Genomic DNA, 26680 nt, shown 5'->3' with positions numbered 1-26680 from the left:
GCTTACCAGCGCCCCGTCATACCGCGCTCTCGCCACACCTCGACGTCGAGCAGGTTGTAAGGATCATCCAGATAGACGGCGATCCCCAGCTCCCGAACCCGGGCCATAAAGCGTCCCAGCAGGGAGTCACCGGTCAAGGACTCCATCTCCGGCAAGATCCCCTGCCCCAGCAGCAAGGCTTGCAGCGGCAAACGCTCCAGCAGATCGAATGGCAGATGCTGGCTGTTATCGAGCAGCAGCGCCAGCTTGCTCCCCGCCAGACTGGCTTGCAGCACCAGCGCGAAGCGATCGGCATTGCCGAGCAGGTGGTCACGACGGTGGATCAGCAGGGTCAGTTCGGCTGGGGTACGCGACTGCTCCGTCAGCCAATCTTTGAGCGCCTCCCAGCGGCTAGGTAAACCCGTTACCGCCAGCCAGACCGGATGAGGGGTCGCGGGACTGGAGAGCAGCCCAAGCTGACCCTGCACCTCCCCCTGCCACCGGCGGATGGAGCGGCGCTGGCCGCTCAAGCGCTGCTGACGCAGCGGGCCCAGATAGAGTCGACGCAGCAACCTGAGTAGCTCGTCGCAATCAAGCGGCTTGGCCAGCGCCGCCAAAATATTGAAACCGGCATCGTGCAGCAGGCGGCGGGCACCGTCGATCAGCGTCTGCTCATGGGCCGAAAGCAGCACAATGGGCAGCCCGGCCTCCTGCAACTGGGGCTGGTTCATCAGCAGACTGATGGCATCTTGCTCCACCAGACTGAGATCGCACACCAGCAGGCTGATGTCGCCCGCCGACAATGCCGCAAGACAGGCCGATTCATCCTGTACCCACTGACAGGAGAGCCCCAACCCGGCGATGGTCTGTTGCAATTGCATCCCCTGAAACGGGTGATCCTCGAGCAGCAGCACCTTGTTAGCGGCCAGCCAGTTGCACCAGTTACGGTAACTGGCGGCAAGCCCCCCCAGCCAATCCTCGCCGATAGCGTAAATTCCCTCATGCTGCTGCAACTGGGGGAAGTAGTCCGCCTGCTGATGAGCGGCGGGGTCGTAAAGTGCGATGGCGCCGGCCGCAAACAGCCCTTCCCACTGCCAGCAGGCATCCGGTCGGGTACGGTGCAGCGTGACATAGGAGGGCAATGTCATGGTGCTGGCCAACTCATGGGCGGTGCTGTCGAGGGCATAGAGCACAATGGGGCAAAATCCTGCCGCCTCATGCTCTTCCGAATCGAGCAACGCCAGTAATTCTTCATCAGTGATGATCATCTTGAGCCCTCTTTGAAAACTGCTGGCTGAACTCATCCAGTGCCCGGTTCAATCTGGCTTGCAGCATCGGATGGGGCGCCTGTTGCCACTCTTCAATGACCGCCACCAACGCAGTCGCCCCTACCATTCTGGCGGCCCCCTTCAACTTGTGTAAAGCAGCATTCACGCCAACTTCATCTTCTTCTGTGCTGCAGCGCTCAAGTTCGGCCAAATCATCACGGGTAGCCTTGAGATAAAGGGCGGCCAGTTCATCGGTCAGCAGCGAGGCGACCGATGTCGGGGCGACAACATTGCTCCCCTCTTTGGCAATATGGCGCAGCAAGGTCGCCAGCTCCTTGAGGGCGACCGGCTTGTCCAGATGGCCATCGCAACCGCAGGATTGCAGCTCCCGTGCCGCCTGATCACTGAGATCTGCGGTGATCACATAGACCGGCAGACGGACCCAACGGGCGGATTGACGCAATTGCCTGCACAGCTCGGCCCCGTTCATCACCGGCATCTGCAGATCGGTCAGCACAAAATCCACCTCCTGTTGCGCTAGCATCTCCAGCGCCAGCTGCCCGTTGGCGGCAGTGATAACGCTGGCACCAAGTTGCCCCAGCTGCAGGCTGATCAGCTCGCGATTGACATCGTGATCTTCAACCAGCAGTACCCGCATGCCGAGCCCGGGCTGGGTGCCGGCCACCGGTTGCTCCGGGGTCAAGCGTGGTTGCAGCAGGGTGATGATGGTCCCGGGTACCCAGGACTCCCCTTGCCAGGCCCAATAGTAGAGCCCCTTCTCGTCCACCTCCGCTTGCAGCGTATCAACGGCGTTGCTGACGGTGGAGATCCCCAAGCGACTGAGCCAGGGCGAGAGCGCTTGCGCCTCATCGTGGGGTAAAGAGAGTGCCAGCTGCCGCACATTGGGCAGCCAGTCCGGCTCCTGCTGCACCCGCTTCAGCGGCAACTCGCAATAGAAGCGGCTACCACCGCCGACGCGTCCCTCGACATCGATAAGACCACCCATCTGCTCGACCAGCTGCTTGCAGATCGCCAGACCAAGACCGGTGCCCGGTGCCCGCAGCTGCCCTTCAACGGCAAACTGCTCGAACGGCATAAAGAGCGTGGTGCGCATCTTGGCGGTGATCCCCGGCCCCTGATCATCCACACCGAAGCGCAAGGTCGATGCGACCACCTCGGCCCACAGCACCACTTCCCCACGCAGGCTGAACTTGATGGCATTGGAGAGCAGGTTGTGGATCACTTGCCGTACCCGGTGAGGGTCGAGGGTCTGCAGGGCTGGCAGAGCCGGGTCCAACTTAAGGCGCAGTTGCAATCCCTTGGCCCGCGCCTTGGTCCAGTGCACTGCCGCCACGTGCTCACACAGTTCGGCAAAATCGGTGGGTTGCGGCGAGAGGGAGAGTTTGCTGTTTTCGTTGCGGCTAAAGTCGAGCACATCGTTGAGCAGGCCGAGCAACTCATCCCCCGCCTGACGCACCCGCGCCAGCGCCGAATCCTGCTCTCTGGACAAAGGGGTGCTGGCCAGCCACTCCAGCAAGCCGAGCATGGCGTTCATCGGCGTGCGGATCTCGTGGCTGATGGCGGCCAGAAAGCGCCCCTTGGCCAGAACTGCCTGTTGCGCCTGTTCATGGGAGTGCTGCAATGCCTGATCCTGCTCGACCCGGGCAGTGGCATCCTGCATCACCGCATAAATTCGCCAACCCTGCGGCTGACTGCGGCCACGGCCATAGAGCTGCAACCAGCGCAGACCCTTGGTCGGATGGTAATAGCGCATGGTGAACGCGAAGGGTTTGCCAGCCTGCAACATGGCGAACATCTCACGGCGTACCCGACGGCGATCCTCGCGCTCCAGCATAATGAGCACCCGTTTGGGCTCACGACGGATCTGCTGACTCGCCAGCCCCAGCAGCTCGTAACAGCCCCGGCTGATAAACTCGATACCCCCTACCCGTCCCCGCTCGAACATAAACTGCAGCACCACGCCGGGGACGGTATTGGTCAGGGCGCGCAGGCGGCGCTCTGCCTGACGCAGAAAACGGGCCTGCTCACGCAGCACACTGATATCCGACAGGGCGATAAGATCGGTGGCAGGTGCCTGCTTGTCCAGCCGCAGCGGATGCTGGGCATAGGCGAAGACCTGATCCCCCAGCACCAACTCCCCTTCACTCTTCTGAGGCTGCACCGGCGGCAGCATCAACTGCTGCGAATAGCGCAGGGCCAGACGTCGCCCCTGTTTGTTGGATTTGATCACCTTGCCCTGGCTATTGCGCAGATAGACGGGCACCGGCAACGCCTGAAACATGGTTTCCCGCAGCTCGCTCTCGATGGCCAGCGCCTTCTCGGCGGCGTGACGCTGGGCGACTTCCCGTGCCAGTTGCTGGCGAGAGCGCCAGATCCCGCCGATGACAATGCCGCTGATCAACAGTGCCATGGCAATGGAGCCAAACCAGGCGGCGTAGCTCACGCCGGGCTGCTGCACGACGAGCAAGCGGCGCCAGCGCTGGTTAAGTTCGTCAATCTGGGTGCTGGTCAGGGCCATCAGGTTGCGATCCATCACCCCGGCCAGTTCGGTCTGACTCTTGTTGATGGCAAAGCCAAGACTGAAGCGATCTTCCAGCTCCTCGATATCGAGCCCTTCCAACAAGTTGGTACGCTGGGGATATTGCAGCTGATAAAGCTCGCTCAACATGGCGTCAGCCTTGCCCTGTTTGATCGCGGCAAGCCCCTGCTCGAGGCCGTCGGTGCGAACCCACTCCTGATCACCGAGCAGGGCGAGCAAGGAGGGATCGTAGAGGGATTCCGGCACCAGAATACGCTGCCGCTTGAGTTGGGTAATGCGATCGGCAGCCAGCTTGCGCTTGCTGATCAAGGCAAACCGGTTGGTGGAGATCATCCTGCTGAAAATGAACTGATCCGTCAATGCCGGGGATTCTGGCAAGCCGGCCATCATATCCGCCTCACCACGGCGCAGCTTTTCTACGGCCTCCGCCTTGCTGGCGGCAGACACCAGCTTGTATTTCAGGCCTGTCTCCTGGGTGACCCAGCGCAGCACATCCGCGCTCCACCCTTTCGCCTCCCCCAGATCATTGACGCCGCTATAGGGCATCAACTCAGGATTGACCACCAGGCGAATGGTGCGACCGCGGCCGGATAACCAGGCCTGTTCGGTATCGCTGAAGTGGGGCTGGTTGACATATAGCGACCCCTGATCGAGATAGCGAGCCAGATCGGTATAGATAGTACCGGCGGGCATATGACGGATCAGGGTGTCCACCAGATTGGCCAACTCAGGCTGATCACGCATCATCAGGCGATAGCTGATGATCCGATCCTCACCAAACAGGCGCCGCAGACGCAACCCATCAGCCGGAAACTCGCGCATCAGATAGCGCAGTTGCAGATAGTCCCCCAGATAGGCATCACCCTTGCCACTTTGCAGCGCGTCGTAGACCTTCTCTCCGCTTTTTAGGGAAATAATGCGTGCCTGGGGATAGAGCTCGTGCAGCAGGCGGGCAGAGTCTGCCACCGAGTAGACCAGAAAGCGGGCCTGTTTGAGATTTTCACCCTTGTAGAGGATGGCGGCATCGGTCTCCATCATCGGACGACTTAACCGCATGCCCTCCACGGCCTTCTTGCCGGTTCCGACATAGGGAATGATGTCACAGTCACCCTCTGCGAGCCCGTTGCGCAATGTCTGCCAATCGGGCAACTCTTTGAGCACGAGGGGAACTGGGAATAGCTCCTGCAACCGGGCGAGACGATCCTTGAGCAGACCCCCCTCGGCCATCAGGTATGGTGGAGGAAGCGTCGCAGGATAGCAGAGCGAAAGCTGGCTCAGTGAATTCACATAAGCCTGGGTAGCCGGCGCCAGCGGCAGCACTGTTGTCTGCAAAGGCTTGGCGTGCAATGGCAGTGCCAGTACGGCACCCAGAAGAAAAATGGGGAATTTGGTCATCTGAAAACAAAAGCCAGGCATCTGCCTGGCTTTTTATCACTCGTTGGGTTCAACATTTTCTACCCTGGCCTTGAGCTTCTGGCCAGGCCGGAAGGTCACCACGCGGCGGGCGCTGATAGGAATATCCTCGCCCGTCTTGGGGTTGCGTCCGGGACGCTGATTCTTCTCACGAAGGTCAAAGTTACCGAAGCCTGAAATCTTGACTTGTTCACCACGCTCAAGCGCCTGTCGGATTTCCTCAAAGAAGGCTTCCACCATATCTTTGGCTTCACGCTTGCTCATCCCGAGCTGGGTGAACAGGTGCTCTGCAATGTCGGCTTTGGTAAGCGCCATAGATCAATCCCTCAAGGATGCATTCAACTCTTCACCAAGGGCCCGCACGACATTGTCTACGGTCTCGGCAATCTCTTTCTCCTCCAGGGTGCGCTGGGTGTCTTGCAATACAAGACTGATGGCTAGGCTCTTCTTGTCCTCGGCCATACCAGCACCCTGGTATACGTCAAACAAGTTTATTCCAACTACCTGATTTCCGCCAACTTTTTTAATTACCGCAAGCACATCACCTGCCAGAACCTGACGATCGACCACCACGGCGATGTCGCGACGGTTCGCCGGGAACTTGGAAACTTCGGCTGCAACCGGCACCTTGGCCGGGGTCAGCTTGTCCAGCTCCAGCTCAAACATCACCGCGCGGCTCTTGAGGCCCAGCTTCTTCTCGAGGCTCGGGTGGATCACGCCGATGTGGCCGATGACCTCGCCATTACGCAGGATGGCTGCGCTCTGGCCCGGGTGCAGGGCGCTGTGCTCGGTGCGCTCGAAGGTAAAGGTGGCCCCTTCGGCGGTCAAATCCAGCACCGCTTCCAGATCCCCTTTCAAATCAAAGAAGTCGGCTGCGCGAGTTTTGATGTCCCAGTGCTCGTCACTCTGGTTGCCGGTGATGATACCGGCCAGCATCGGCTCCTGACGGATGCCATTCTCGGCGCTTTCATCCTTGATGAAACGCAGACCCTGTTCAAACAGACGCACACGCGGCTGCTGACGGTTCTGGTTGTAAACCACGGCCTGCACCAGACCCGGGAACAGAGACACACGCATGGCGGACATCTCGACCGAGATCGGGTTCGGCAGCACGATGGCATCGCTCTGCGGGAACAGGGTTTGCTGGGTCTTGGGATCGACGAAGCTGTAGGTGATCGCTTCCTGGAAGCCGCGGTCAACCAGCAGGTCGCGCACACGCTTTAAGGTCACCTGCCCTTCTGCCTGCTCCACCATCGCCAGAGAGGCGGCGGGTTTCAGGTTCGGGATGTTGTTGTAGCCGTAGATGCGAGCCACTTCCTCGATGAGGTCTTCCTCGATGGCAATATCGAAACGCCAGGAGGGTGCCAGCGCAGTCCAACCGTCAGCATCCACAGTCACCTGCATGCCAAGGCGAGTCAGGATCTCGACCACCTGAGCGTCAGCCACGCTGATACCGATCACCTTGTCGAGCTTGCTACGACGCAGCTTGATGGGTGCCGCTTTCGGCAGATGGGCATCGGATTTGACCTCGATGACCGGACCCGCTTCGCCGCCGCAGATATCCAGCAGCAGGCGAGTTGCACGGTCCATCACCTTGGCTTGCAGCTGCGGATCCACCCCGCGCTCGAAGCGATGGGAAGAGTCGGTGTGCAGACCGTAAGCACGAGCACGGCCGGTGATGGAGAGCGGCGCAAAGAAGGCGCACTCCAGCAGGATGTCGGTGGTAGTCTCGGATACACCGGTGCGGTTGCCGCCGAAGATACCGGCCATGCAGGCAGGACCTTTGGCATCGGCAATCACCAAAGTGGTCTCTTTGAGCTTCACTTCGTTGCCGTCGAGCAGGGTCATTGGCTCATCGGTGTGGGCGCGACGCACCACCAGTTCCCCTTCCAGGGTAGCCAGATCGAAGGCGTGCATCGGCTGACCGTATTCCAACAGCAGGTAGTTGGTGATGTCGACAATGGCGTCGATGGAGCGGATACCACCACGGCGCAGCTTCTCTTGCATCCAGAGCGGGCTCTGGGCCTGCAGGTTCAGCCCCTTGATGACGCGACCCAGATAACGGGGGCAATCAGCTGGTGCTTCAACCCGGATCGGGAAAGTTGCATCAATGGTGGCAACAGCCGGCGTCCAGGTCGGCTCGACCACGTCCACGCTGTTGAGCACGCCGATTTCTCGGGCCAGACCGGCGATACCGAGGCAATCGGCACGGTTCGGAGTCAGATCCACATCGATGGATACGTCGTTTAGATTGAGGTAGTCGCGAATATCGGTACCGATGGGGGCATCGGCCGGCAGCTCGATGATGCCATCGGCTTCAACGTCGATACCCAGCTCACTGAAAGAGCAGAGCATGCCATGGGACGGCTGGCCACGCAGCTTGGCTTTCTTGATGGTGAAATCACCCGGCAGGGTCGCCCCTACTTTGGCCACGCACACTTTGAGGCCCTGACGGCAGTTCGGCGCGCCACAGACGATGTCCAGCAGGTCGGCTTCACCCACGTTGACCTTGGTCACCCGCAGCTTGTCGGCGTCCGGATGCTGGGCGCACTCGACCACTTCACCCACGACCACATTGTTGAACTGGCCGGCAACTGCTTCCACGGCGTCCACTTCCAGACCGGCCATGGTGATCTGCTCGGCCAGCGCGTTGTCACTCAACTCGGTGCGGACCCACTCCATCACCCAGGATTTACTGAATTTCATGTTCTCTCGCCCTTACTTGAACTGCTTGAGGAAGCGCAGGTCGTTTTCGAAGAAGGCACGCAGGTCGTTGACCCCGTAACGCAGCATGGTCAGGCGCTCAACGCCCATGCCGAAGGCAAAGCCGGAGTATTTTTCCGGATCGATGCCGACCGAACGCAGCACGTTCGGGTGCACCATGCCGCAGCCCAGCACTTCCAGCCACTTGCCGTTCTTGCCCATCACGTCGACTTCGGCGCTCGGCTCGGTGAACGGGAAGTAGGAAGGACGGAAGCGAATGGTCAGGTCTTCCTCGAAGTAGTTACGCAGGAAGTCGTGCAGAATGCCCTTCAGCTCGGTAAAGCTGGCATGCTCGTCAACCAGCAGACCTTCAACCTGATGGAACATCGGGGTGTGGGTCATGTCGTAGTCGTTACGATAGACGCGGCCCGGTGCAATGATGCGGATCGGCGGCTGCTGATGTTCCATGGTGCGGATCTGCACGCCCGAGGTGTGGGTACGCAGCATCAGATCAGGATTGAAGTAGAAGGTATCGTGATCGGTACGCGCCGGGTGATGAGCCGGAATGTTCAGCGCATCGAAGTTGTGGAAGCCGTCTTCAATCTCGGGACCACGGGCAACCTTGAAGCCCATCTCGCCAAACAGGCGCTCGATGCGCTCGATGGTGCGGGTTACCGGATGAAGACCACCATTCTCGATGCGACGGCCCGGCAGGCTGACATCGATGGTCTCGGCGGCCAGCTTCTGGTTCAGCACGGCAACTTCGAGCGCTTCACGACGCTCGTTCAGCGCATCCTGAACCTGCTGTTTTGCCTGGTTGATCACGGCGCCTGCGGCGGGACGCTCTTCGGCAGACAAGGCACCCAGGCCCTTCATCTGCTCGGTAAAAAAGCCCTTTTTACCCAGATATTTGACCCGGATTTCGTCGAGGGTCGCGATATCGCTCACGCCCTCAATTTCGGCTCTGGCTTGGCCGACTACTTCTTCAAGCTGTTGCATGTCTTCCTCGTCACCACTCCCGGTACAGGAGCCTTTAGGCTAAATAAGGTCAAGAGTGGAATAATACAAAAAAAGCCCCTTCGCTGACCATAGTTAAGGTGGGCTTTTCTCCCTACAAATCATTTTGTTATATCAAGCGAGTCTCATCTGTTCACCGCCACTTCTGAAATACTAAAACAAAAACTTAGTTTGTTGGCATATAAACCCATTTGTAGAACAGGTCATCTCGCACATATCACCTTGTGTGGAGAAATATGCAGCTCGTGTAAAACAGTGGACAGAATATGGGCGTGAGAAAGGAAAAAGTAATGTAAAACAGATAGTTATAGATACAAAAAAGGAGGCCTGAGCCTCCTTTTAGCGTTTATAACAGAACTGGATTAAACCAGAGCTGCTTTAGCTTTTTCAACCAGGGCGGTGAAAGCCATTTTGTCGTGAACGGCGATATCGGACAGGATCTTGCGATCGATCTCGATAGAAGCCTTCTTCAGACCGTTGATCAGACGGCTGTAGGACAGACCGTTCTGACGGGCTGCAGCGTTGATACGCGCAATCCACAGCTGACGGAACTGACGCTTTTTCTGGCGACGGTCACGGTAGGCATACTGACCAGCTTTGGTTACCGCTTGTACCGCTACGCGGTAAACACGGGAACGGGCGCCGTAGTAACCTTTGGCGGCTTTCATTACTTTCTTGTGACGAGCTCGAGCAGTCACACCACGTTTAACTCTTGGCATTTTTCACATCCCCCCTTATGCGTACGGCAGACAAGCGACAACACGTTTGTGGTCGGCAGCAGAAACCATGAATTTCGGTCCCAGCTGACGCTTACGCTTGCTACTCTTCTTGGTCAGGATGTGACGCAGGTGGTTGTGCTTGCACTTGAAGCGACCCGAGCCAGTCTTCTTGAAGCGCTTTGCAGCACCTCGGTTGGTTTTCATCTTCGGCATTTCATACTCCGCATTGTGAGTGACAACAAAATCGCAAGGCGAACCAACTCATGGGGCTTGCCCCATGAGTCAATTTCTTGTGGGCCTTAAGATTTCTTCTTAGGTGCGAGAACCATCACAGCTTGACGGCCTTCGACTTTCGGGAACGACTCGACTACGGCCAACTCTTCCAGATCGTTCTTGACGCGCTCCAGAACCTTGATACCAAGATCCTGGTGGGCCATTTCACGACCACGGAAGCGCAGGGTGACCTTAGCCTTGTCCCCGTCTTCCAGAAAGCGAACCAGGTTGCGTAGTTTTACCTGATAGTCGCCTTCGTCAGTGCCAGGACGGAATTTGATTTCCTTGACCTGGACGACTTTCTGCTTTTTCTTCTGTTCTTTGGTTGTTTTGCTCTTTTCGTAGAGGAATTTGCCGTAATCCATGATCCGGCAAACGGGCGGCTCAGCATTTGGACTGATCTCTACCAGATCAACTCCGGCCTCTGCGGCCAAGTTCAGAGCATCCTGAATGGAGGTGATGCCAATGGCTTCACCATCCAGACCAGTCAGACGAACTTCTTTCAGACGGATCTCTTCATTGATCCGGTGAGCGCGGGCTTGCGGTTGCTTGCCCAGTTTTTTTCCGCCTTTTATAGCTTATTCCTCCACTTTCTTTTGTCCGCGGGTCTGAACTTCCTGGGTCAACAGAGCGATGAACTCTTCAACAGGATAAGTGCCCAGGTCAGCCCCTTTACGAGTCCGTACTGCAATCTTACCGGCTTCAACTTCTTTATCGCCGCAGACCAGCATGAAAGGTACTCGCTTCAAAGTATGCTCGCGGATTTTAAAGCCAATCTTCTCATTTCTCAAGTCCGCTTTTGCGCGAAGGCCCGCATCATTCAATGCTTTGGCTACTTTCACCGCATAATCGGCCTGATTGTCCGTGATATTCATGACCACAGCCTGAGTCGGTGCCAACCAGGTCGGGAACAGACCGGCGTACTCTTCAGTCAGAATACCGATGAAGCGCTCGATAGAACCCAAGATGGCCCGGTGGATCATCACAGGTACATGGCGATCGTTGTTTTCGCCCACATAAGTGGCACCCAGACGACCAGGCAGGGCAAAGTCGAGCTGCACGGTACCACATTGCCACGCACGATCAAGGCAATCGTGCAGGGTAAATTCAATTTTGGGACCGTAGAACGCTCCTTCACCCGGCTGCAAATCGTACTTCAGACCGTTGAGTTCCAGCGCTTCGGCCAGGGCTTTCTCGGCGCGATCCCACATCTCGTCGGAGCCGATACGCTGCTCGGGACGAGTGGAGAGCTTGACCACGATGTTTTCGAAGCCAAAGGTACCGTAGACGTCATAGACCATACGAATACAGCCGGAGACCTCTTCCATGATCTGCTCTTCGGTACAGAAGATATGAGCGTCATCCTGAGTGAAACCGCGCACCCGCATCAGACCGTGCAGGGAACCGGACGGCTCGTTGCGGTGGCAGGAACCAAACTCGGCCATACGCAGCGGCAGGTCGCGGTAGGACTTCAGACCCTGGTTGAAGATCTGGACGTGACCCGGGCAGTTCATCGGCTTGATGGCGTACTCGCGGTTTTCGGACTGGGTGGTGAACATGGCCTGGGCGTATTTCTCCCAGTGACCTGAACGCTCCCACAGGACGCGGTCCATCATGAACGGACCTTTCACTTCCTGATAGTCGTACTCTTTGAGCTTGCCGCGGATAAAGGTTTCCAGCTCACGGAAGATGGTCCAGCCATCGTTGTGCCAGAACACCATACCGGGTGCTTCTTCCTGCATGTGATACAGGTCGAGCTGCTTGCCGATCTTGCGGTGGTCCCGCTTGGCGGCCTCTTCCAGACGCTGCAGATAGGCCTTGAGCTGCTTCTTGTCAGCCCAGGCGGTACCGTAGATACGCTGCAGCATCTTGTTGTTGGAGTCGCCACGCCAGTAGGCGCCGGACATCTTCAGCAACTTGAAGTGGTGGCAGTGACGCATGTTGGGCACGTGCGGGCCGCGACACATGTCGATGTACTCTTCGTGATGATAGAGACCTGGCTGGTCATCACGGGCAATGTTCTGATCCAGGATTTCGACTTTGTAAGACTCGCCGCGCGCCTCGAATACATCGCGCGCTTCTTGCCAGGAGACTTTCTTCTTGATGACGTCGTAATCCTTGGCTACCAGCGCCAGCATGCGCTCTTCCAGGGCAGCCAGATCTTCATCGGTCAGGGTACGGTCAAGATCAACGTCATAGTAGAAGCCGTTGTCGATGACAGGACCGATGGCCATCTTGGTCTGGGGCCAGAGTTGCTTGATAGCATGACCCAGCAAGTGGGCGCAGGAGTGGCGCAGGATGTCCAGACCTTCTTCGTCTTTGGCGGTGATGATGGCCAGCGCAGCATCGGCTTCGATCAGCTCGCACGCATCCACCAGTTCACCGTTTACCCGACCGGCAATGCACGCCTTGGCGAGACCGGGACCGATGTCCGCAGCCACATCCATGACGGAAACAGAGTGGGCAAATTGACGTTGGCTGCCGTCAGGCAGAGTAATGATTGGCATTATGTGTTTCCTTATACAGTGGTGACCCCTACCAAAGGTCACATGCGGGATGGAAAAGAGAGTCAAAAAGGTGATGTTCTGGTTCTCCACAGCACTTTGCGAAGACGGCCTGACACGTAAACCACATGTCTAACGTGACAAACCAAGCCAAAACGGCCCCATGCTACCAGAAGTCGGGCGTGCTGTATCGGATTTGCAGATATTTTCTACAGTCAAATGAGTCGCCTGCCGACTATTCGCCAAGCAGGGATTGCCAGTTGAAGTCAAAGTCACTGCTCCCCTCCTCTGCCAACGCCAGCTCTTGCAGCACCTGAAGCGCCAGCTTGTTGCCCTTTTGTGCCGCCTGATAGAGCCACTGTTTCGCCTGAGGCAGATCGACCCTGCCGCTGACCCCCATCAGATGAAGCACACCGACTTTCAGCATGGCCGGGACATCACCATTGCGGGCAGCCTGATCCATCCAGTGAAAGGCTTGGCGCAGATCTCGCTTGACCCCGACACCGCGCAGATAGAGCTCTGCCAGCCGATATTGGCCGAAGGGATCTCCTGCCTGCGCCGACTGGCGATAGAGGCTGATGGCCTGATGGATATCCTGCTCGCTCCCCTGCCCCACCTCATGACTCCAGCCCATGAGTGCCTGTGCCCGAGGTTGGCCTTGCTCGGCCAGTGGCGACCAGATCCGGGTCGCCTCATCAAAGTGACCGGTACGCCAGGCACGGTTGGCGGCAGCCATCTCCTGCTCGGTGGAGAGCGGAAGCAGACGCCAGATAACCAGCGCAAGCAGACCGATAAACAGCCAACGGGAAGTGGTGGGGCTCATGATGATTTCCGTGATCCAGTTCTCATTTCGTCTATGTAAACGAAATGTAGCGCCGCAATCAAGCAAGAGATCCCTGCAACAGCCCTTTTTGCACCCGCTCGCTCAGCAGTTGTTGTCATTTATCCAAGGCACCGGCAAAATAACTGTATATATAAACAGTATCGGTGCGCACCATGGCAGGACGAGGCAGCCCCCACAATATCGATCACCGTTTTAGCGGTCCCCTTGTCGAGGCGGTCGATGACGGCTGGCAATCGTCCGATTGGGATGCCACCTTCACTCCTTCTGTGCCTGGCACCGAGGTGCGGGAGATCGATGCACGCAGTATCATCAGCTACAACAGCTCGCCGGATGTCCCCTTTGGGCGCTCCATCAACCCCTATCAGGGGTGCGAACACGGCTGCATCTACTGCTATGCCAGACCCAGTCATGCCTATCTGGAGCTCTCCCCCGGTCTCGATTTCGAGAGCAAGCTGTTTGCCAAACGCAATGCAGCCGATCTGCTGCGTCGGGAGTTTGCCAAACCGGCCTATCAGCCACAGACCATCTTCATTGGCGCCAATACCGACCCCTATCAACCCATCGAGCTGCGCTATCGCCTCACCCGGCAGTTGCTGGAAGTGATGCTGGCCCACCGCCATCCGGTCGGGCTCATTACCAAGAGCGCCATGATCTTGCGCGACCTCGATCTGTTGACCGAGCTGGCCAGAGAGGGACTGTGTCAGGTGATGGTGTCGGTGACGACCTTGAACGAAACCCTGCGCCGACAGCTGGAGCCCCGCGCCAGTACGGGCGCAGGCCGCTTGAAAGTGATCGAGAAGCTGGCCAACGCTGGTGTGCAGGTGGGGGTACTGGCCGCCCCCATGATCCCGCGGCTCAATGAACCGGAGCTGGAGCAGATCATCAAATCGGCCGCCGAGGCTGGCGCCAGTTGCGCCGATTACATCCTGCTCCGCCTGCCCCACGAGTTGGCTCCGCTATTTGGGGACTGGCTCGATACCCACTATCCGGGCCAGAAGGAGGCTATTTTGAATCAGTTGCGAGCCAGCCGCGGTGGCGGGCTCAACAGTACCGCCTTCGGTACCCGCATGCGCGGTGAGGGGCACTTTGCCGATCTGCTGGCCCAGCGCTTTCGCCTCATCAGCAAGCGCCTCGATCTGGGCAAACGTCATATTCAGCTCAGGCTGGATGGGTTTATCCGCCCCGGGGAGCAGCTGTCGCTCTTCTAATCCCCCTGCTCACGCCCTTCACACATCAGGCGTGCCAAGAGGTTGAGAGGAAGGCCTGCCGCAACAGATCCTGTGGAAACCCCGCTTTTCAGAATTTTCCAACGAAGTAGCCATGTCGCGACAAGAAAGCGCTACACGGTAAAGGCAGTGCTAACGCCTTATCCTGCGCGCTGATCCCGACCCTGCTGCACCATTTCAACCGGCAGCCGCGAGGGTTCATGGGCCACTTCGTGCTCATCCTCTTCATACTGCGGCACCTCTGACTCGCCCCATACCCGGCTCCACCAAATTTCCCACGTGATCCAACTGGTCATATGCAGCTCCTGACGGTGAAGGTGATGGCAACAACGCACCACTCGCCCGGCAGGATAGCGGCTGGGAATGACAGGGAAATGACAAAAAAATCACTTGTAAAAAGGCAACTGGCCATGGCGAGAAAAAGCCGAAACCGCTCACATACTCGGCGAAATCACTCTGAAAGCGGTCACAAATCTGCAGGTTGTGGATTGCAGCTCACCCTGTTCCCGCCAAAGCTGGGTTGCCCATTCAGGCATCTATAAAAACAGGGACACAATAATGAAACACACAGCGGGAATATGGGCGATCGCAGGCATGCTGATCGCCCCCTTGGCGCACGCCGACGTCATACTTCACGCCTTCAACTGGAAGTACAGTGAAGTGACCGCCAAAGCCGACCTTATCAAGTCGGCCGGTTACAAACAGGTACTCATCTCGCCGCCCCTGAAGTCCTCGGGCAACGAGTGGTGGGCTCGTTACCAGCCGCAGGATCTGCGTCTTGTCGACTCCCCTCTTGGCAACAAGCAGGATCTCGAGCAGCTGATCGCCGCTATGAAGGCGCGGGGTATCGCCGTCTATGCCGATGTGGTGCTCAACCACATGGCCAACGAAAGCTGGAAACGCAGCGATCTCAACTATCCCGGCAACGAGCTGCTGCAGAGCTACGCCAGCAACCCGGCCTATTTCGAGCGCCAGAAACTGTTTGGCGATCTGGGGCAAAACCTCCTCTCCGGTCAGGATTTTCATCCCGAAGGGTGCATCAGTGACTGGAGCGATCCGGGTCATGTCCAGTATTGGCGACTCTGTGGCAGTGCCGGTGACAAGGGGCTGCCGGATCTGGATCCCAACAACTGGGTAGTGAGTCAGCAACAGGCCTACCTCAAAGCACTCAAGGGGATGGGGATCAAGGGTTTTCGGGTCGATGCGGTCAAACACATGAGCGATTACCAGATCAATGCTGTGTTCACCCCCGAGATCAAACAGGGGATGCACGTGTTTGGCGAGGTGATCACCACTGGGGGCGCAGGCAGCACCGATTACGAGCGCTTTCTCCAACCCTACCTCGACAGCAGCGGCCAGGGAGCCTATGACTTTCCGTTGTTTGCCTCCCTGCGCGGCGCCTTCAGTTACGGTGGCAGCATGAACCTGCTGGCGGATCCGGGCGCCTATGGTCAGGCGCTACCGGGCAGTCGCGCCGTCACCTTTGCCGTGACCCACGACATCCCCACCAACGACGGCTTCCGCTATCAGATCTTAAGCCAGACTGACGAGAAGCTGGCCTATGCCTACCTGCTCGGCCGCGATGGCGGCTCGCCGCTGGTCTATTCGGATCACGGCGAGACCCAGGCCAAGGATGGACTGCGCTGGCAGGATTACTACCAGCGCGCCGATCTCAAGGGGATGATCCGCTTCCACAATGCGGTGCAGGGCCAACCGATGCAGCTGGTCGGCACCGGTGACTGCTTCGTGCTGTTCAAACGGGACAAACAGGGGCTGGTCGGCATCAACAAGTGCGACTACGAGCAGGAGTATTGGCTCGATACAGCCAGGTTCGAGATGAACTGGTATCGCAACTATCGTGACGTGCTCGACCAAGACGCCGTGGTCAACGTGCAGAGCCAGTGGGTACGGGTCGCCATTCCCGCCCGCAGCGCCAGAATGTGGCTGCAGGAGTGAGCCAGCCGTAAGAGCAGCGTAGAGTCATAAAAAGCAGACAAATAAAAAGAGCGACCACCAGGGTCGCTCTTTTTGATCAGAGACGTTACTCGGTAACAGGTGACGATTACTCGTCGCCCGCTTCCCCTGCATCGACTGCATCAGTGTCGGTCGCAGTATCGGTACCTTCAGATACCTCACCGTCAACGGCCAGCGCGTCGTTCTCGTCTTCGTCGCTCTCGGCGATGCGCTGCAGGCCAACCACGGTCTCGTCTTCACCGGTACGGATCAGACGGACACCGCCGGTGTTACGGCCAATGACACTCACCTCGGCAACACGGGTACGCACCAAGGTTCCGCCGTTGGTGATCAGCATGATCTGGTCGGTATCTTCGACCTGGATCGCATCGATCACCTTGCCGTTGCGCTCATCCACCTTGATGGAGATAACGCCCTGGGTACCACGGCTCTTGGTCGGGTATTCGGCCAACGCAGTCCGCTTGCCGTAACCATTCTCGGTGGCGGTCAGGATGGCACCTTCGCCGCGCGGAACGATGAGGGAAACCACCTTGTCACCGGCGCCCAGCTTGATGCCACGGACACCGGCGGCGGTACGGCCCATGGGACGCACACCCTTGAAGGTGCCCTTGCTTTCGGTGCCTTCGCCGTTGTCGCTGCCATCATCGTCATTGCCAGCATCGTCGTCGGTTTCAACGTCATCGCTGACATCGGCATCAGCGCGACCGCTGCCTTCGGCGAAGCGAACGACTTTGCCCGCGTCGGAGAAGAGCATGATCTCGTTGCTGCCATCGGTGATATCCACCCCGATCAGCTCATCGCCCTCTTTGAGGTTGATGGCGCGGATACCGGAGGAGAGCGGACGGCTGAAGTCAGAGAGGCTGGTCTTCTTCACGGTACCGTTGGCGGTGGCGAAGAACACATACTTCTCGGCGTCATACTCCTTCACCGGCAGGATAGCGGTGATGCGCTCACCCTCTTCCAGCGGCAGCAGGTTGATGATCGGACGACCACGGGCGCCACGGGACGCTTCCGGCAGCTGGTAAACCTTGAGCCAGTAGACCTTGCCACGGGTGGAGAAGCACAGAATGGTGTCGTGGGTGTTGGCCACCAGCAGACGCTCCACAAAGTCCTCTTCCTTGATCCGTGTGGCCGACTTGCCACGACCGCCGCGGCGCTGGGCCTCGTAGTCGGAGAGCGGCTGATACTTCACATAGCCCTGGTGAGACAGGGTAACCACCACATCTTCCGGGGTGATCAGATCTTCGATGTTGATCTCGGCACTGGACATGCTGATCTCGGTGCGACGTTCGTCGCCATACTGCTCGCGCACGGCCAGCAGTTCATCGCGGATCACTTCCATCAGACGAGCCGGGCTCGCCAGGATGTGCAGCAGCTCGGCGATCAGATCCAGCAGAGATTGGTACTCTTCCAGGATCTTCTCGTGCTCGAGGCCGGTCAGCTTGTGCAGGCGCAGGTCAAGGATGGCCTGGGCTTGCTGTTCGGTCAGGAAGTATTGACCTTCACGGATACCGAACTCGGGCTCCAGCCACTCTGGCCGTGCCGCGTCGTCGCCCGCTTTTTCCAGCATGGCGGCCACGTTGCCGAGTTCCCAGCCCTTGGCAACCAGGCCCGCTTTCGCGTCGGCCGGGGTCGCGCTGTGGCGGATCAGCTCGATGATGGGATCGATGTTGGCCAGCGCAACCGCCAGACCTTCCAAAATGTGTGCCCGATCCCGCGCTTTGCGCAGTTCGAACACGGTCCGGCGAGTCACCACTTCACGGCGGTGCAGCAGGAATGCATCCAGGATCTCTTTAAGGTTCATCACCTTGGGCTGGTTGTTATCGAGCGCCACCATGTTGATGCCGAACGTGGTCTGCATCTGGGTGTGCTTGTAGAGATTGTTCAGCACAATCTCGCCGGACTCGCCGCGCTTGATCTCGATAACGATGCGCATGCCGTCTTTGTCAGACTCATCGCGCAGGGCACTGATGCCCTCGATCTTCTTCTCTTTGACCAGCTCGGCGATCTTCTCGATCAGTCGAGCCTTGTTCACCTGATAGGGGATCTCGTGAACGATGATGGTCTCGCGACTGGTCTTCTCGTCCACTTCCACTTCAGCTTTGGCCCGCACATAGATGGAGCCACGACCGGTACGGTACGCCTGCACGATGCCGGAACGACCGTTGATAATGCCGCCGGTGGGGAAATCCGGGCCGGTGATGTAGGTCATCAGCTCGTCAATGGTGAGGTCGCCATTTTCGATCAGCGCCAGACAGCCATTGACAATCTCGGTGAGGTTGTGAGGCGGAATGTTGGTCGCCATGCCCACCGCGATACCGGAGGAGCCGTTGACCAGCAGGTTGGGAACCTTGGTAGGCATGACAGCCGGGATCATCTCGGTGCCGTCATAGTTCGGCACCCAGTCCACGGTCTCTTTGTCCAGATCAGCCAGCAGCTCGTGGGAGATGCGGGCCATCCGCACTTCGGTATAACGCATCGCCGCGGCGCTGTCGCCGTCGACCGAACCGAAGTTGCCCTGACCATCGACCAGCATGTAACGCATGGAGAAATCCTGCGCCATCCGGACAATGGTGTCATACACAGCGCTATCGCCGTGCGGGTGATATTTACCGATTACGTCACCGACCACACGGGCCGATTTTTTATAGGGCTTGTTCCAGTCGTTCCCCAACTCGTTCATAGCAAACAGAACGCGGCGGTGAACCGGTTTCAAGCCATCACGCACATCCGGCAGAGCTCGTCCTACGATCACGCTCATGGCGTAATCAAGATAGGAACTCTTGAGCTCTTCTTCGATGTTGACCGGCGTGATCTCTCTGGCCAGATCGCTCATAGAAAGCCTTATCCCTAATTAGTTGTTCTTTGGCTTAAACAGCGCGACATGGTAACACACTGAGCCAAATACCTTAAGCCACAAATCGGGTATCAGATCGGGCTGGTGTGACAAAGTCCGTCCGTTATAATGCCCGCCAGGACAATAGATTGCGCCCATGACTCAGAAGCGGGCGCCCTGCCACAGGATCTTCGAAAAATGAACAGTGATGCCAATGTCGATCTGACAGAAATCGCCAAGTTTGAAGCCATCGCCTCCCGCTGGTGGGACATGGAAGGTGAATTCAAACCCCTGCATCAAATCAATCCGGTACGCCTTGACTGGATCACCGACAAAAGTGGCGGTCTGTTTGGCAAGCGCATTCTCGATATCGGATGTGGCGGTGGCATTCTCTCCGAGAGCATGGCCCGCCGTGGCGCCAGGGTCACCGGCATCGACATGGGCAAGGAGCCCCTCGGCGTCGCCCGCTTGCACGCTCTGGAGCAGGGTGTCGAGCTCGAGTACCGCCAGATCACCGCCGAAGCCCATGCCGCCGAAGTGCCGGGCCAGTATGACGTAGTCACCTGCATGGAGATGCTGGAGCATGTACCGGACCCCGCTTCCGTGCTGCGCGCCATCGCCACCTTGGTGCGCCCGGGCGGTCGGGTGTTCGTCTCCACCATCAACCGCAACCCCAAATCCTATCTGATGATGATCATCGGGGCCGAATACCTGATGAAGATGGTGCCCAAGGGTACCCACGATCACAAAAAATTCATCACTCCGGCCGAACTGTGTCGCATGGGTGAAGCAGCGGGCCTGCTGGTGCGGGATATGAGCGGGGTGCACTATGCACCGCTCTCCAACAGTTTCAAGCTCGGCAAGAATGTCGACGTCAACTATATGGTGGAGTTTGTCCGCCCGGAGCACGGTTGATGAGCGCCTCTCACCCTGTGCCCCTGCGCTGCGTGCTGTTCGATCTGGACGGCACCCTGCTCGACACTGCCCCGGATCTGGGGGCCGCCGTCAACCATGTCCTGATCAGCGAAGGCTTTGCGCCGCTCTCTGACGAGATTATTCGTCAGACCACCTCCCACGGGGCGCTCGGGCTGCTGAAAGCGGGCCTCGGCGACGAACTACTTGAAGAGCTGGGGGCCACGCGCCTGCGCAATGCCTTGCTCGACTACTACGCGGCCAATCTCTGCGTTGGTACCCACCCCTATGTGGGAATGGTGGATCTTATCGAGTGGCTGGATGAAAAACAGCTCCCCTGGGGTATCGTCACCAACAAGCCGGGCTTTCTCACCGAGCCGCTGCTGGCAGCCCTGCCAGAGCTTGCCAGCTGCGGCGTCACTGTCAGTGCCGATACCCTGCCAGTACGCAAGCCCGACCCCGCCCCTATGTTCTTTGCCTGTGAGAAACTGGGGGTCGAGGCGGCTCACTGCCTCTATGTGGGGGATCATGTGCGGGATATCGAAGCAGGCCGCAATGCTGGCATGCGCACCGCCGTCGCTGGCTGGGGCTATCTCAATGATGAGGAAGATCCCGCCCAGTGGGGCGCCGATCTGCACTTTGATACCGTGCAAGCCCTGCACCACTGGCTGCGCTATGAGTTGACGGCCAAGGCGTAACGCGCAGCCTTACCGGCTGACATGTGATAACGGGGCGAAGAGACTCTCCGCCCCTTGCATCTTTCCTTTAAGCTCCTGCCTCCTGCGCCACCAGCACCCCTCTATTCATGGATAATAAAGGCAGCTTTCTGCCTGTTGGATACCCATTTGACAAGCTCTCAGCCGTCACAAAGCGGCCACAAACCACCGTCATCTGATGCAAAGCCCTTGCCACGCTGAGCCCGCGGCTGCGACAACTGGACAGCTTTTGACCCTTGTTGCATAAGGGATAATCAGCCGCCGTTAGCTAGTAAAAAGCCCCCCATTTCGCAAGCAAAAAAAGTTATTTAAATTTTCCATCTTCGATCGGGAGACTTGCATTTAGCGGAGCGGACGAATGAAAACCCGCTCACTGTGAGCGGTCACTAACTGATGGGGCAAGACTCACAATTTATCCACAGCTCGTCACTTATCCACACATTGCAATGGCGGGCTGACCTCACTATCTTGTAGCTCGAACTTAAAATAACACTACATCTTGTGATTCATCGCACAATCTCTACCCAACTCCCGCACACCGCCGGAGCCTGGGTGGCGCCATTGTGCGATGGTTTTTCGGGAATCAACTGAAGGTCATCAGCCAATGAACTTGTTTGTGACGAAGCGTAACGGACACAAAGAACCCATCGATCTGGATAAAATTCACCGCGTGCTGGACTGGGCCGCCGAAGGGCTCGACAACGTGTCGGTCTCCCAGGTAGAGCTCAAATCCCACATCCAGTTCTATGACGGTATCCGTACCGCCGACATTCACGAAACCATCATCAAGGCGACGGCTGACCTCATCTCCGAGCAGACCCCGGACTACCAGTACATGGCAGCCCGTCTGGCCATCTTCCACCTGCGCAAGAAGGCCTACGGCCAGTTCGAACCGCCCCACCTCTACCAGCACGTGGCTCGTCTGGTGGACATGGGCAAGTACGACAAGCACCTGCTGGAAGACTACACCCAGGCCGAATTCGAAGAGCTGAACACCCATCTGGATCACTGGCGCGACATGGATTTCTCCTACGCGGCAGTCAAACAGCTGGAAGGCAAATATCTGGTCCAGAACCGCGTTACCGGCGAGATCTACGAGAGTCCGCAGTTCCTCTACATCCTGGTAGCGGCCTGCCTCTTCTCCAAGTATCCGAAAGATACCCGTCTGGACTACATCAAGCGCTTCTATGATGCGGTCTCGACCTTCAAGATCTCCCTGCCGACCCCGATCATGAGCGGCGTGCGCACCCCGACCCGTCAGTTCAGCTCCTGCGTACTGATCGAATGCGACGACAGCCTGGACTCCATCAACGCCACCGCCAGCTCCATCGTGCGTTACGTTTCCCAGCGCGCCGGTATCGGCATCAACGCCGGTCGCATCCGCGGTCTGGGCAGCCCCATCCGTGGCGGCGAAGCGTTCCACACCGGTTGCATCCCCTTCTACAAATACTTCCAGACTGCCGTGAAGTGCTGCTCCCAGGGCGGCGTGCGCGGCGGTGCGGCCACCCTGTTCTACCCGCTGTGGCACACCGAAGTGGAAAGCCTGCTGGTGCTGAAGAACAACCGCGGCGTGGAAGAGAACCGTGTCCGTCACATGGACTACGGCGTGCAGATCAACAAGCTGATGTACCAGCGCCTCATCAAGGGTGGTGACATCACCCTGTTCTCCCCGTCCGATGCGCCGGGTCTGTACGATGCCTTCTTCGCCGATCAGGACAAGTTTGAAGAGCTCTACGTCAAGTACGAGCAAGATCCGGCCATTCGCAAGAAGACCCTGAAAGCGGTAGACCTCTTCTCCCTGATGATGCAAGAGCGTGCCGGTACCGGTCGCATCTACATCCAGAACGTCGATCACTGCAACACCCACAGCCCGTTTGATCCGAGCGTGGCGCCGGTACGCCAGTCCAACCTCTGCCTCGAAATTGCGCTGCCGACCAAGCCGCTCAACAACATCGACGACGAGAGTGGCGAGATCGCCCTGTGCACACTCTCCGCCTTCAACCTCGGTGCCATCGAGAAGCTGGAAGATCTGGAAGAGATGGCCGATCTGGCCGTGCGTGCCCTCGATGCCCTGCTCGACTATCAGGATTACCCGATTGCCGCCGCCAAGAAGGGCAGCATGGGTCGTCGTACCCTGGGGATAGGCGTCATCAACTACGCCTACTACCTGGCCAAAAACGGTGCCCGTTACTCCGACGGCTCCGGTCTGGCCCTGACTCACCGTACCTTCGAGGCCATTCAGTACTATCTGCTGAAAGCCTCCGTGCAGCTGGCCCGCGAGTTCGGCCCCTGCCCGCTGTTTGGCGAGACCACCTATGCCCAGGGCATCCTGCCCATCGACACCTACAAGAAGGATCTGGATGCGCTGTGCAACGAGCCGCTGCATCTGGATTGGGAAAGTCTGCGTGAAGAGATCAAGTCCGTGGGCTTGCGCAACTCCACCCTGACCGCCCTGATGCCGAGCGAAACCTCCAGCCAGATCTCCAACGCTACTAACGGCATCGAGCCGCCGCGCGGTCTGGTGTCGGTCAAGGCCTCCAAAGACGGCATTCTCAAACAGGTGGTGCCCGAGTATGATCGCCTGAAAGATCAATACGAATTGCTCTGGAAGCAACCGAGCGTTGACGGCTACCTGCAGCTGGTCGGTATCATGCAGAAGTTTGTGGATCAGGCGATCTCCGCCAACACCAACTACGACCCTGCCCGTTTCGAAGGCAACAAGGTCCCGATGAAACAGCTGCTCAAGGACTTGCTGACCGCCTACAAATACGGCCTCAAGACCCTGTACTATCACAACACCCGTGATGGTGCAGACGATGCCCAGACCGATCTGCAAGATGACGGTTGCGCTGGCGGGGCTTGCAAAATCTAAGTCACGGCAAGAACTGATAACCGGGCGGGAGCATGAAGCTCCCGCTCTCCTGTTTTCTCTATTCACATATTCTGGTAACCATGGCCTATTCAACTTTCTGCCAAACCCAAAACGACCAGCTCAAAGAGCCGATGTTTTTTGGCCAATCGGTCAACGTAGCCCGTTATGATCAACAAAAGCACGAAGTGTTCGAGCGGCTGATCGAGAAGCAGCTCTCCTTCTTCTGGCGCCCGGAAGAGGTGGATGTCTCCCGTGATCGCATCGACTATCAGGCCCTGCCGCCGCACGAGCAGCACATCTTCATCTCCAACCTGAAGTACCAGACCCTGCTGGACTCCATTCAGGGCCGCAGCCCCAACGTGGCCCTGCTGCCGCTGGTCTCCATTCCGGAGCTGGAAACCTGGATTGAGACCTGGGCCTTCTCCGAGACCATCCACTCTCGCTCCTACACCCATATCATCCGCAATATCGTCAACACCCCCGCCCAAGTGTTTGACGATATCGTGACCAACGAGCAGATCTTGAAGCGCGCCGGCTCCATCAGCCACTTCTACGACGACCTGATCGAAGCGACCGCCCTCTACAACCTGCATGGTGAAGGGACCCACACTGTCGCGGGCCGCGAAGTGACCATCACCTTGCGCGAGCTCAAGAAGAAGCTCTATCTGTGCCTGATGAGTGTCAACGCGCTGGAAGCAATTCGCTTCTACGTCAGCTTCGCCTGCTCCTTTGCCTTCGCCGAGCGTGAACTGATGGAAGGCAACGCCAAGATCATCAAGATGATCGCCCGCGACGAAGCGCTGCACCTCACCGGCACCCAGCACATGCTGAACCTGATGCGCACCGGCCAGGATGACCCGGAGATGGCCGAGATCGCCGCCGAGTGCGAACAGGCCTGCTTCGAGATCTTCAAGGAAGCGGCCATTCAGGAGAAAGAGTGGGCCGAGTACCTGTTCCAGGACGGCTCCATGATCGGCCTGAACAAGGACATCCTCTGCCAGTATGTGGAGTACATCACCAACCTGCGCATGAGCGCAGTCGGCCTGCAGCCAGCCTTTGCCGGCACCAAGCAAAACCCGATCCCCTGGATCAACACCTGGCTCTCCTCCGACAACGTGCAGGTCGCCCCGCAAGAGGTAGAGGTCAGCTCCTATCTGGTTGGTCAGATCGACAGCGAAGTCAATGCCGACGACCTGGGTGATTTCGAGCTGTGAGTGACGCCACCAACACGCTGACCCCTGCCCCGCACACGCCTGCCGAACAGCATGCGGTCGTGGCACCACGGGTACATACCCGGGATGGTGCCGTGCTGCACGCCCATCCCGGCGAAAGTGTGTTGGAGACCCTGGAGCGCCACGGTCATCATGTGGAGTTCCAGTGTCGCAGCGGCTATTGCGGCGCCTGCCGCACTCCGCTCATCGCGGGCAAGGTACACTACCCCAATGTGCCGCTCGCCTTTGTCTCCCAGGGGGAGTGTCTCCCCTGCTGCTGCAAGCCGGTCGGCGCCATCCGGCTGGATATCCAGAAGAGCTGACGCAGCCACCAGCTGCCACTCTCACAAAATAGAAAGCCGCCGGAGCAATCCGGCGGCTTTTTTTGTCTCTTCATCTTTGTTCGGGTTTGCTCGGGCGCTCGATGACAGACGCCCACCCCATCAGAGGATTACAACCAGGGGGCGGCAGTCGGCCCGTGGTGCAGACCCAGCTTCCAGACCCGGCCAAAGTGCTTGTAGTGACCGGCTGCGACGCCAGCCTTCTCGCCCATGCCGTGGTAGAGATCGAGGTGGCCCTTCTTCACCGCCCCGCCCACATCCAGCGCAATCAACAGCCGCAGCTGGTGCTTGCCGGTCCAGTTGCCCTCTTTGTCGAGCAAGGGGACTTCAGCGAGGATCGGGGTCCCCATCGGCAGCAGGGTCTTGTCGGCAGCGACGGCCGCCAGCGGCAGCAACGGGATACCGGCTGCGCCGATCACATCATTGGTGGGTCGACGCTCGAAGAAGACATAGGAGGGGTTCTGCTCCACCAGCTCCTTGACGCTCTCCTCCGGCTGGCGGTTGGCCCACTCCTTGATGGCCTTCATCGACATCTGCTCTTTGGGCACTTCACCGCGGTCGATCAGTACCCGACCAATACTCACGTAACCGTGGCCGTTCTTGCCGCTGTAGCCCAGATATTGCAGCCGATCGTCATCCCCGTAGTGGACAAAGCCGGAGCCCTGTACATCCATCAGGAAGTTGTCGATAAGGGATTTGCTGTAACCCAGCTCCAGTCCGCGGTTGGCCAGGGCTCCCTGATGGATCTCGGCCCGGGTCGGACAGCGACCGCCACATTTGGGCATGGCATAGATGGGATATTTGTACTTGGCATCCGGGCGGTGACGCACCTCCAGCACCGGCGAGTAGTAACCGGTAAAGAGCACGTTACCCATGCGATCAGCACCGCCCAGCTGAGCCAGGCTGATACCGTAACGGGTGATGTCGGCAGGATTGCCGCCGCTCGCTACCCAGCGGGAGAGCTGGTGATAGAGCTCGCCATAACGGCGGGTCATCTTGCCGGAGCGCTCCAATACCAGTTTGCTTTGCGGGCCAAACTTGCTGTAGTCGGCACGCGCACGGCTATTGACCCGCTCCACCCTCACCAGATCCTCTGGCAAGGTCCCGTCCAGATACTGCTTGCCCAGATTTTCCGGCACCTCGCAGTTAAGAAAGCATCTGTTGTCGGTCTGTTTTTTGGGCACTTCTGCTTTGTCAGAGTTGCCCGCACAACCGGCCAGTCCCAGCACTGCGGCGGTCAGCCAGTACGCGTGTTTGTTCATATGTCCTCATATAACGCCAAGAGCCATGCTCGGCGGGGAAGATGCCAAAT

20 protein-coding genes are annotated in these 26680 nt (G+C 58.4%); 7 read left to right on the top strand and 13 right to left on the bottom strand.

Going from position 1 to position 26680, the window contains the following annotated elements; translation table 11 throughout:
* Window positions 1-2: 2 nt before the first annotated feature.
* The 10 genes from LRL22_RS05595 to LRL22_RS05550 form a co-directional block, all read right to left on the bottom strand.
* The gene (locus LRL22_RS05595) at window positions 3-1247 is read right to left on the bottom strand and encodes a response regulator (protein WP_069527574.1); all 1245 of its coding nucleotides are present in this window, start codon (window positions 1245-1247) and stop codon (window positions 3-5) included.
* On the bottom strand, window positions 1234-5223 hold the full coding sequence (locus tag LRL22_RS05590; RefSeq protein WP_270904906.1) for a response regulator: 3990 nt from the start codon (window positions 5221-5223) through the stop codon (window positions 1234-1236). Before LRL22_RS05590 ends, LRL22_RS05595 begins: the two co-directional genes overlap by 14 nt.
* 15 nt (window positions 5224-5238) lie before the next feature.
* Complete coding sequence (gene ihfA, locus LRL22_RS05585; RefSeq protein ID WP_005300715.1) at window positions 5239-5535, bottom strand: integration host factor subunit alpha; 297 nt, start codon at window positions 5533-5535, stop codon at window positions 5239-5241.
* Window positions 5536-5538: 3 nt separating this feature from the next.
* Window positions 5539-7926 (bottom strand): phenylalanine--tRNA ligase subunit beta, encoded by a 2388-nt coding sequence (pheT, locus tag LRL22_RS05580; RefSeq protein WP_270904905.1) that lies wholly within the window; start codon window positions 7924-7926, stop codon window positions 5539-5541.
* A gap of 12 nt (window positions 7927-7938) precedes the next feature.
* The gene (gene pheS, locus LRL22_RS05575) at window positions 7939-8922 is read right to left on the bottom strand and encodes a phenylalanine--tRNA ligase subunit alpha (RefSeq protein WP_005336686.1); all 984 of its coding nucleotides are present in this window, start codon (window positions 8920-8922) and stop codon (window positions 7939-7941) included.
* A 380-nt stretch (window positions 8923-9302) separates the two neighbouring features.
* Complete coding sequence (gene rplT, locus LRL22_RS05570; RefSeq protein ID WP_005336687.1) at window positions 9303-9659, bottom strand: 50S ribosomal protein L20; 357 nt, start codon at window positions 9657-9659, stop codon at window positions 9303-9305.
* A gap of 15 nt (window positions 9660-9674) precedes the next feature.
* Complete coding sequence (gene rpmI / locus LRL22_RS05565) at window positions 9675-9872, bottom strand: 50S ribosomal protein L35 (protein WP_005336688.1); 198 nt, start codon at window positions 9870-9872, stop codon at window positions 9675-9677.
* Window positions 9873-9958: 86 nt separating this feature from the next.
* Window positions 9959-10489, bottom strand: coding sequence for a translation initiation factor IF-3 (gene infC / locus LRL22_RS05560; protein ID WP_196783562.1), 531 nt, complete (start codon window positions 10487-10489; stop codon window positions 9959-9961).
* A 21-nt stretch (window positions 10490-10510) separates the two neighbouring features.
* Window positions 10511-12439: a threonine--tRNA ligase gene (gene thrS, locus LRL22_RS05555; protein WP_005336690.1), complete on the bottom strand. Its 1929-nt coding sequence runs from the start codon at window positions 12437-12439 to the stop codon at window positions 10511-10513.
* Window positions 12440-12671: 232 nt separating this feature from the next.
* Complete coding sequence (locus LRL22_RS05550; protein ID WP_162895350.1) at window positions 12672-13259, bottom strand: tetratricopeptide repeat protein; 588 nt, start codon at window positions 13257-13259, stop codon at window positions 12672-12674.
* Window positions 13260-13432: 173 nt separating this feature from the next.
* Between LRL22_RS05550 and LRL22_RS05545 the strand changes: the two genes are divergently transcribed.
* Entirely contained in the window at window positions 13433-14488 is a 1056-nt protein-coding gene (locus LRL22_RS05545; RefSeq protein WP_158112574.1) for a PA0069 family radical SAM protein, read from the top strand.
* Between the two features lie 158 nt (window positions 14489-14646).
* Here the strand turns inward: LRL22_RS05545 and LRL22_RS05540 are convergent, their stop codons facing one another.
* The gene (locus LRL22_RS05540; protein WP_005336695.1) at window positions 14647-14802 is read right to left on the bottom strand and encodes a hypothetical protein; all 156 of its coding nucleotides are present in this window, start codon (window positions 14800-14802) and stop codon (window positions 14647-14649) included.
* Window positions 14803-15064: 262 nt separating this feature from the next.
* Between LRL22_RS05540 and LRL22_RS05535 the strand changes: the two genes are divergently transcribed.
* A complete protein-coding gene (locus LRL22_RS05535; RefSeq protein WP_270904904.1) occupies window positions 15065-16462 on the top strand; it encodes an alpha-amylase family protein in 1398 nt (465 codons plus the stop codon).
* Window positions 16463-16568: 106 nt separating this feature from the next.
* Here LRL22_RS05535 and gyrA read toward each other — a convergent pair whose 3' ends face one another.
* Window positions 16569-19316 carry a DNA topoisomerase (ATP-hydrolyzing) subunit A gene (gyrA, locus tag LRL22_RS05530; RefSeq protein WP_267529330.1) on the bottom strand — a complete coding sequence of 916 codons (2748 nt, stop codon included), beginning with the start codon at window positions 19314-19316 and terminating at the stop codon, window positions 16569-16571.
* A gap of 198 nt (window positions 19317-19514) precedes the next feature.
* Between gyrA and ubiG the strand changes: the two genes are divergently transcribed.
* The 5 genes from ubiG (at window position 19515) to yfaE (ending at window position 25350) form a co-directional block, all read left to right on the top strand.
* Window positions 19515-20231: a bifunctional 2-polyprenyl-6-hydroxyphenol methylase/3-demethylubiquinol 3-O-methyltransferase UbiG gene (gene ubiG / locus LRL22_RS05525; RefSeq protein WP_128816429.1), complete on the top strand. Its 717-nt coding sequence runs from the start codon at window positions 19515-19517 to the stop codon at window positions 20229-20231.
* Window positions 20231-20926 carry an HAD family hydrolase gene (locus LRL22_RS05520; protein WP_270904903.1) on the top strand — a complete coding sequence of 232 codons (696 nt, stop codon included), beginning with the start codon at window positions 20231-20233 and terminating at the stop codon, window positions 20924-20926. Before ubiG ends, LRL22_RS05520 begins: the two co-directional genes overlap by 1 nt.
* Before the next feature lie 622 nt (window positions 20927-21548).
* Window positions 21549-23816: a class 1a ribonucleoside-diphosphate reductase subunit alpha gene (gene nrdA / locus LRL22_RS05515; RefSeq protein WP_005352124.1), complete on the top strand. Its 2268-nt coding sequence runs from the start codon at window positions 21549-21551 to the stop codon at window positions 23814-23816.
* Between the two features lie 80 nt (window positions 23817-23896).
* The gene (nrdB, locus tag LRL22_RS05510; protein ID WP_005336708.1) at window positions 23897-25030 is read left to right on the top strand and encodes a class Ia ribonucleoside-diphosphate reductase subunit beta; all 1134 of its coding nucleotides are present in this window, start codon (window positions 23897-23899) and stop codon (window positions 25028-25030) included.
* Entirely contained in the window at window positions 25027-25350 is a 324-nt protein-coding gene (gene yfaE / locus LRL22_RS05505; protein WP_203119123.1) for a class I ribonucleotide reductase maintenance protein YfaE, read from the top strand. Before nrdB ends, yfaE begins: the two co-directional genes overlap by 4 nt.
* Before the next feature lie 128 nt (window positions 25351-25478).
* Here the strand turns inward: yfaE and mltA are convergent, their stop codons facing one another.
* Window positions 25479-26630, bottom strand: coding sequence for a murein transglycosylase A (mltA, locus tag LRL22_RS05500; protein WP_203119121.1), 1152 nt, complete (start codon window positions 26628-26630; stop codon window positions 25479-25481).
* Window positions 26631-26680 lie beyond the last annotated feature (50 nt).

The sequence above is a fragment of the Aeromonas sp. PI_26 genome, assembly GCF_027854445.1.
GTDB lineage: Bacteria > Pseudomonadota > Gammaproteobacteria > Enterobacterales > Aeromonadaceae > Aeromonas > Aeromonas veronii.
Note: the sequence above shows the minus strand (reverse complement) of the source record. Positions and strands in the feature narration are given on the sequence as shown.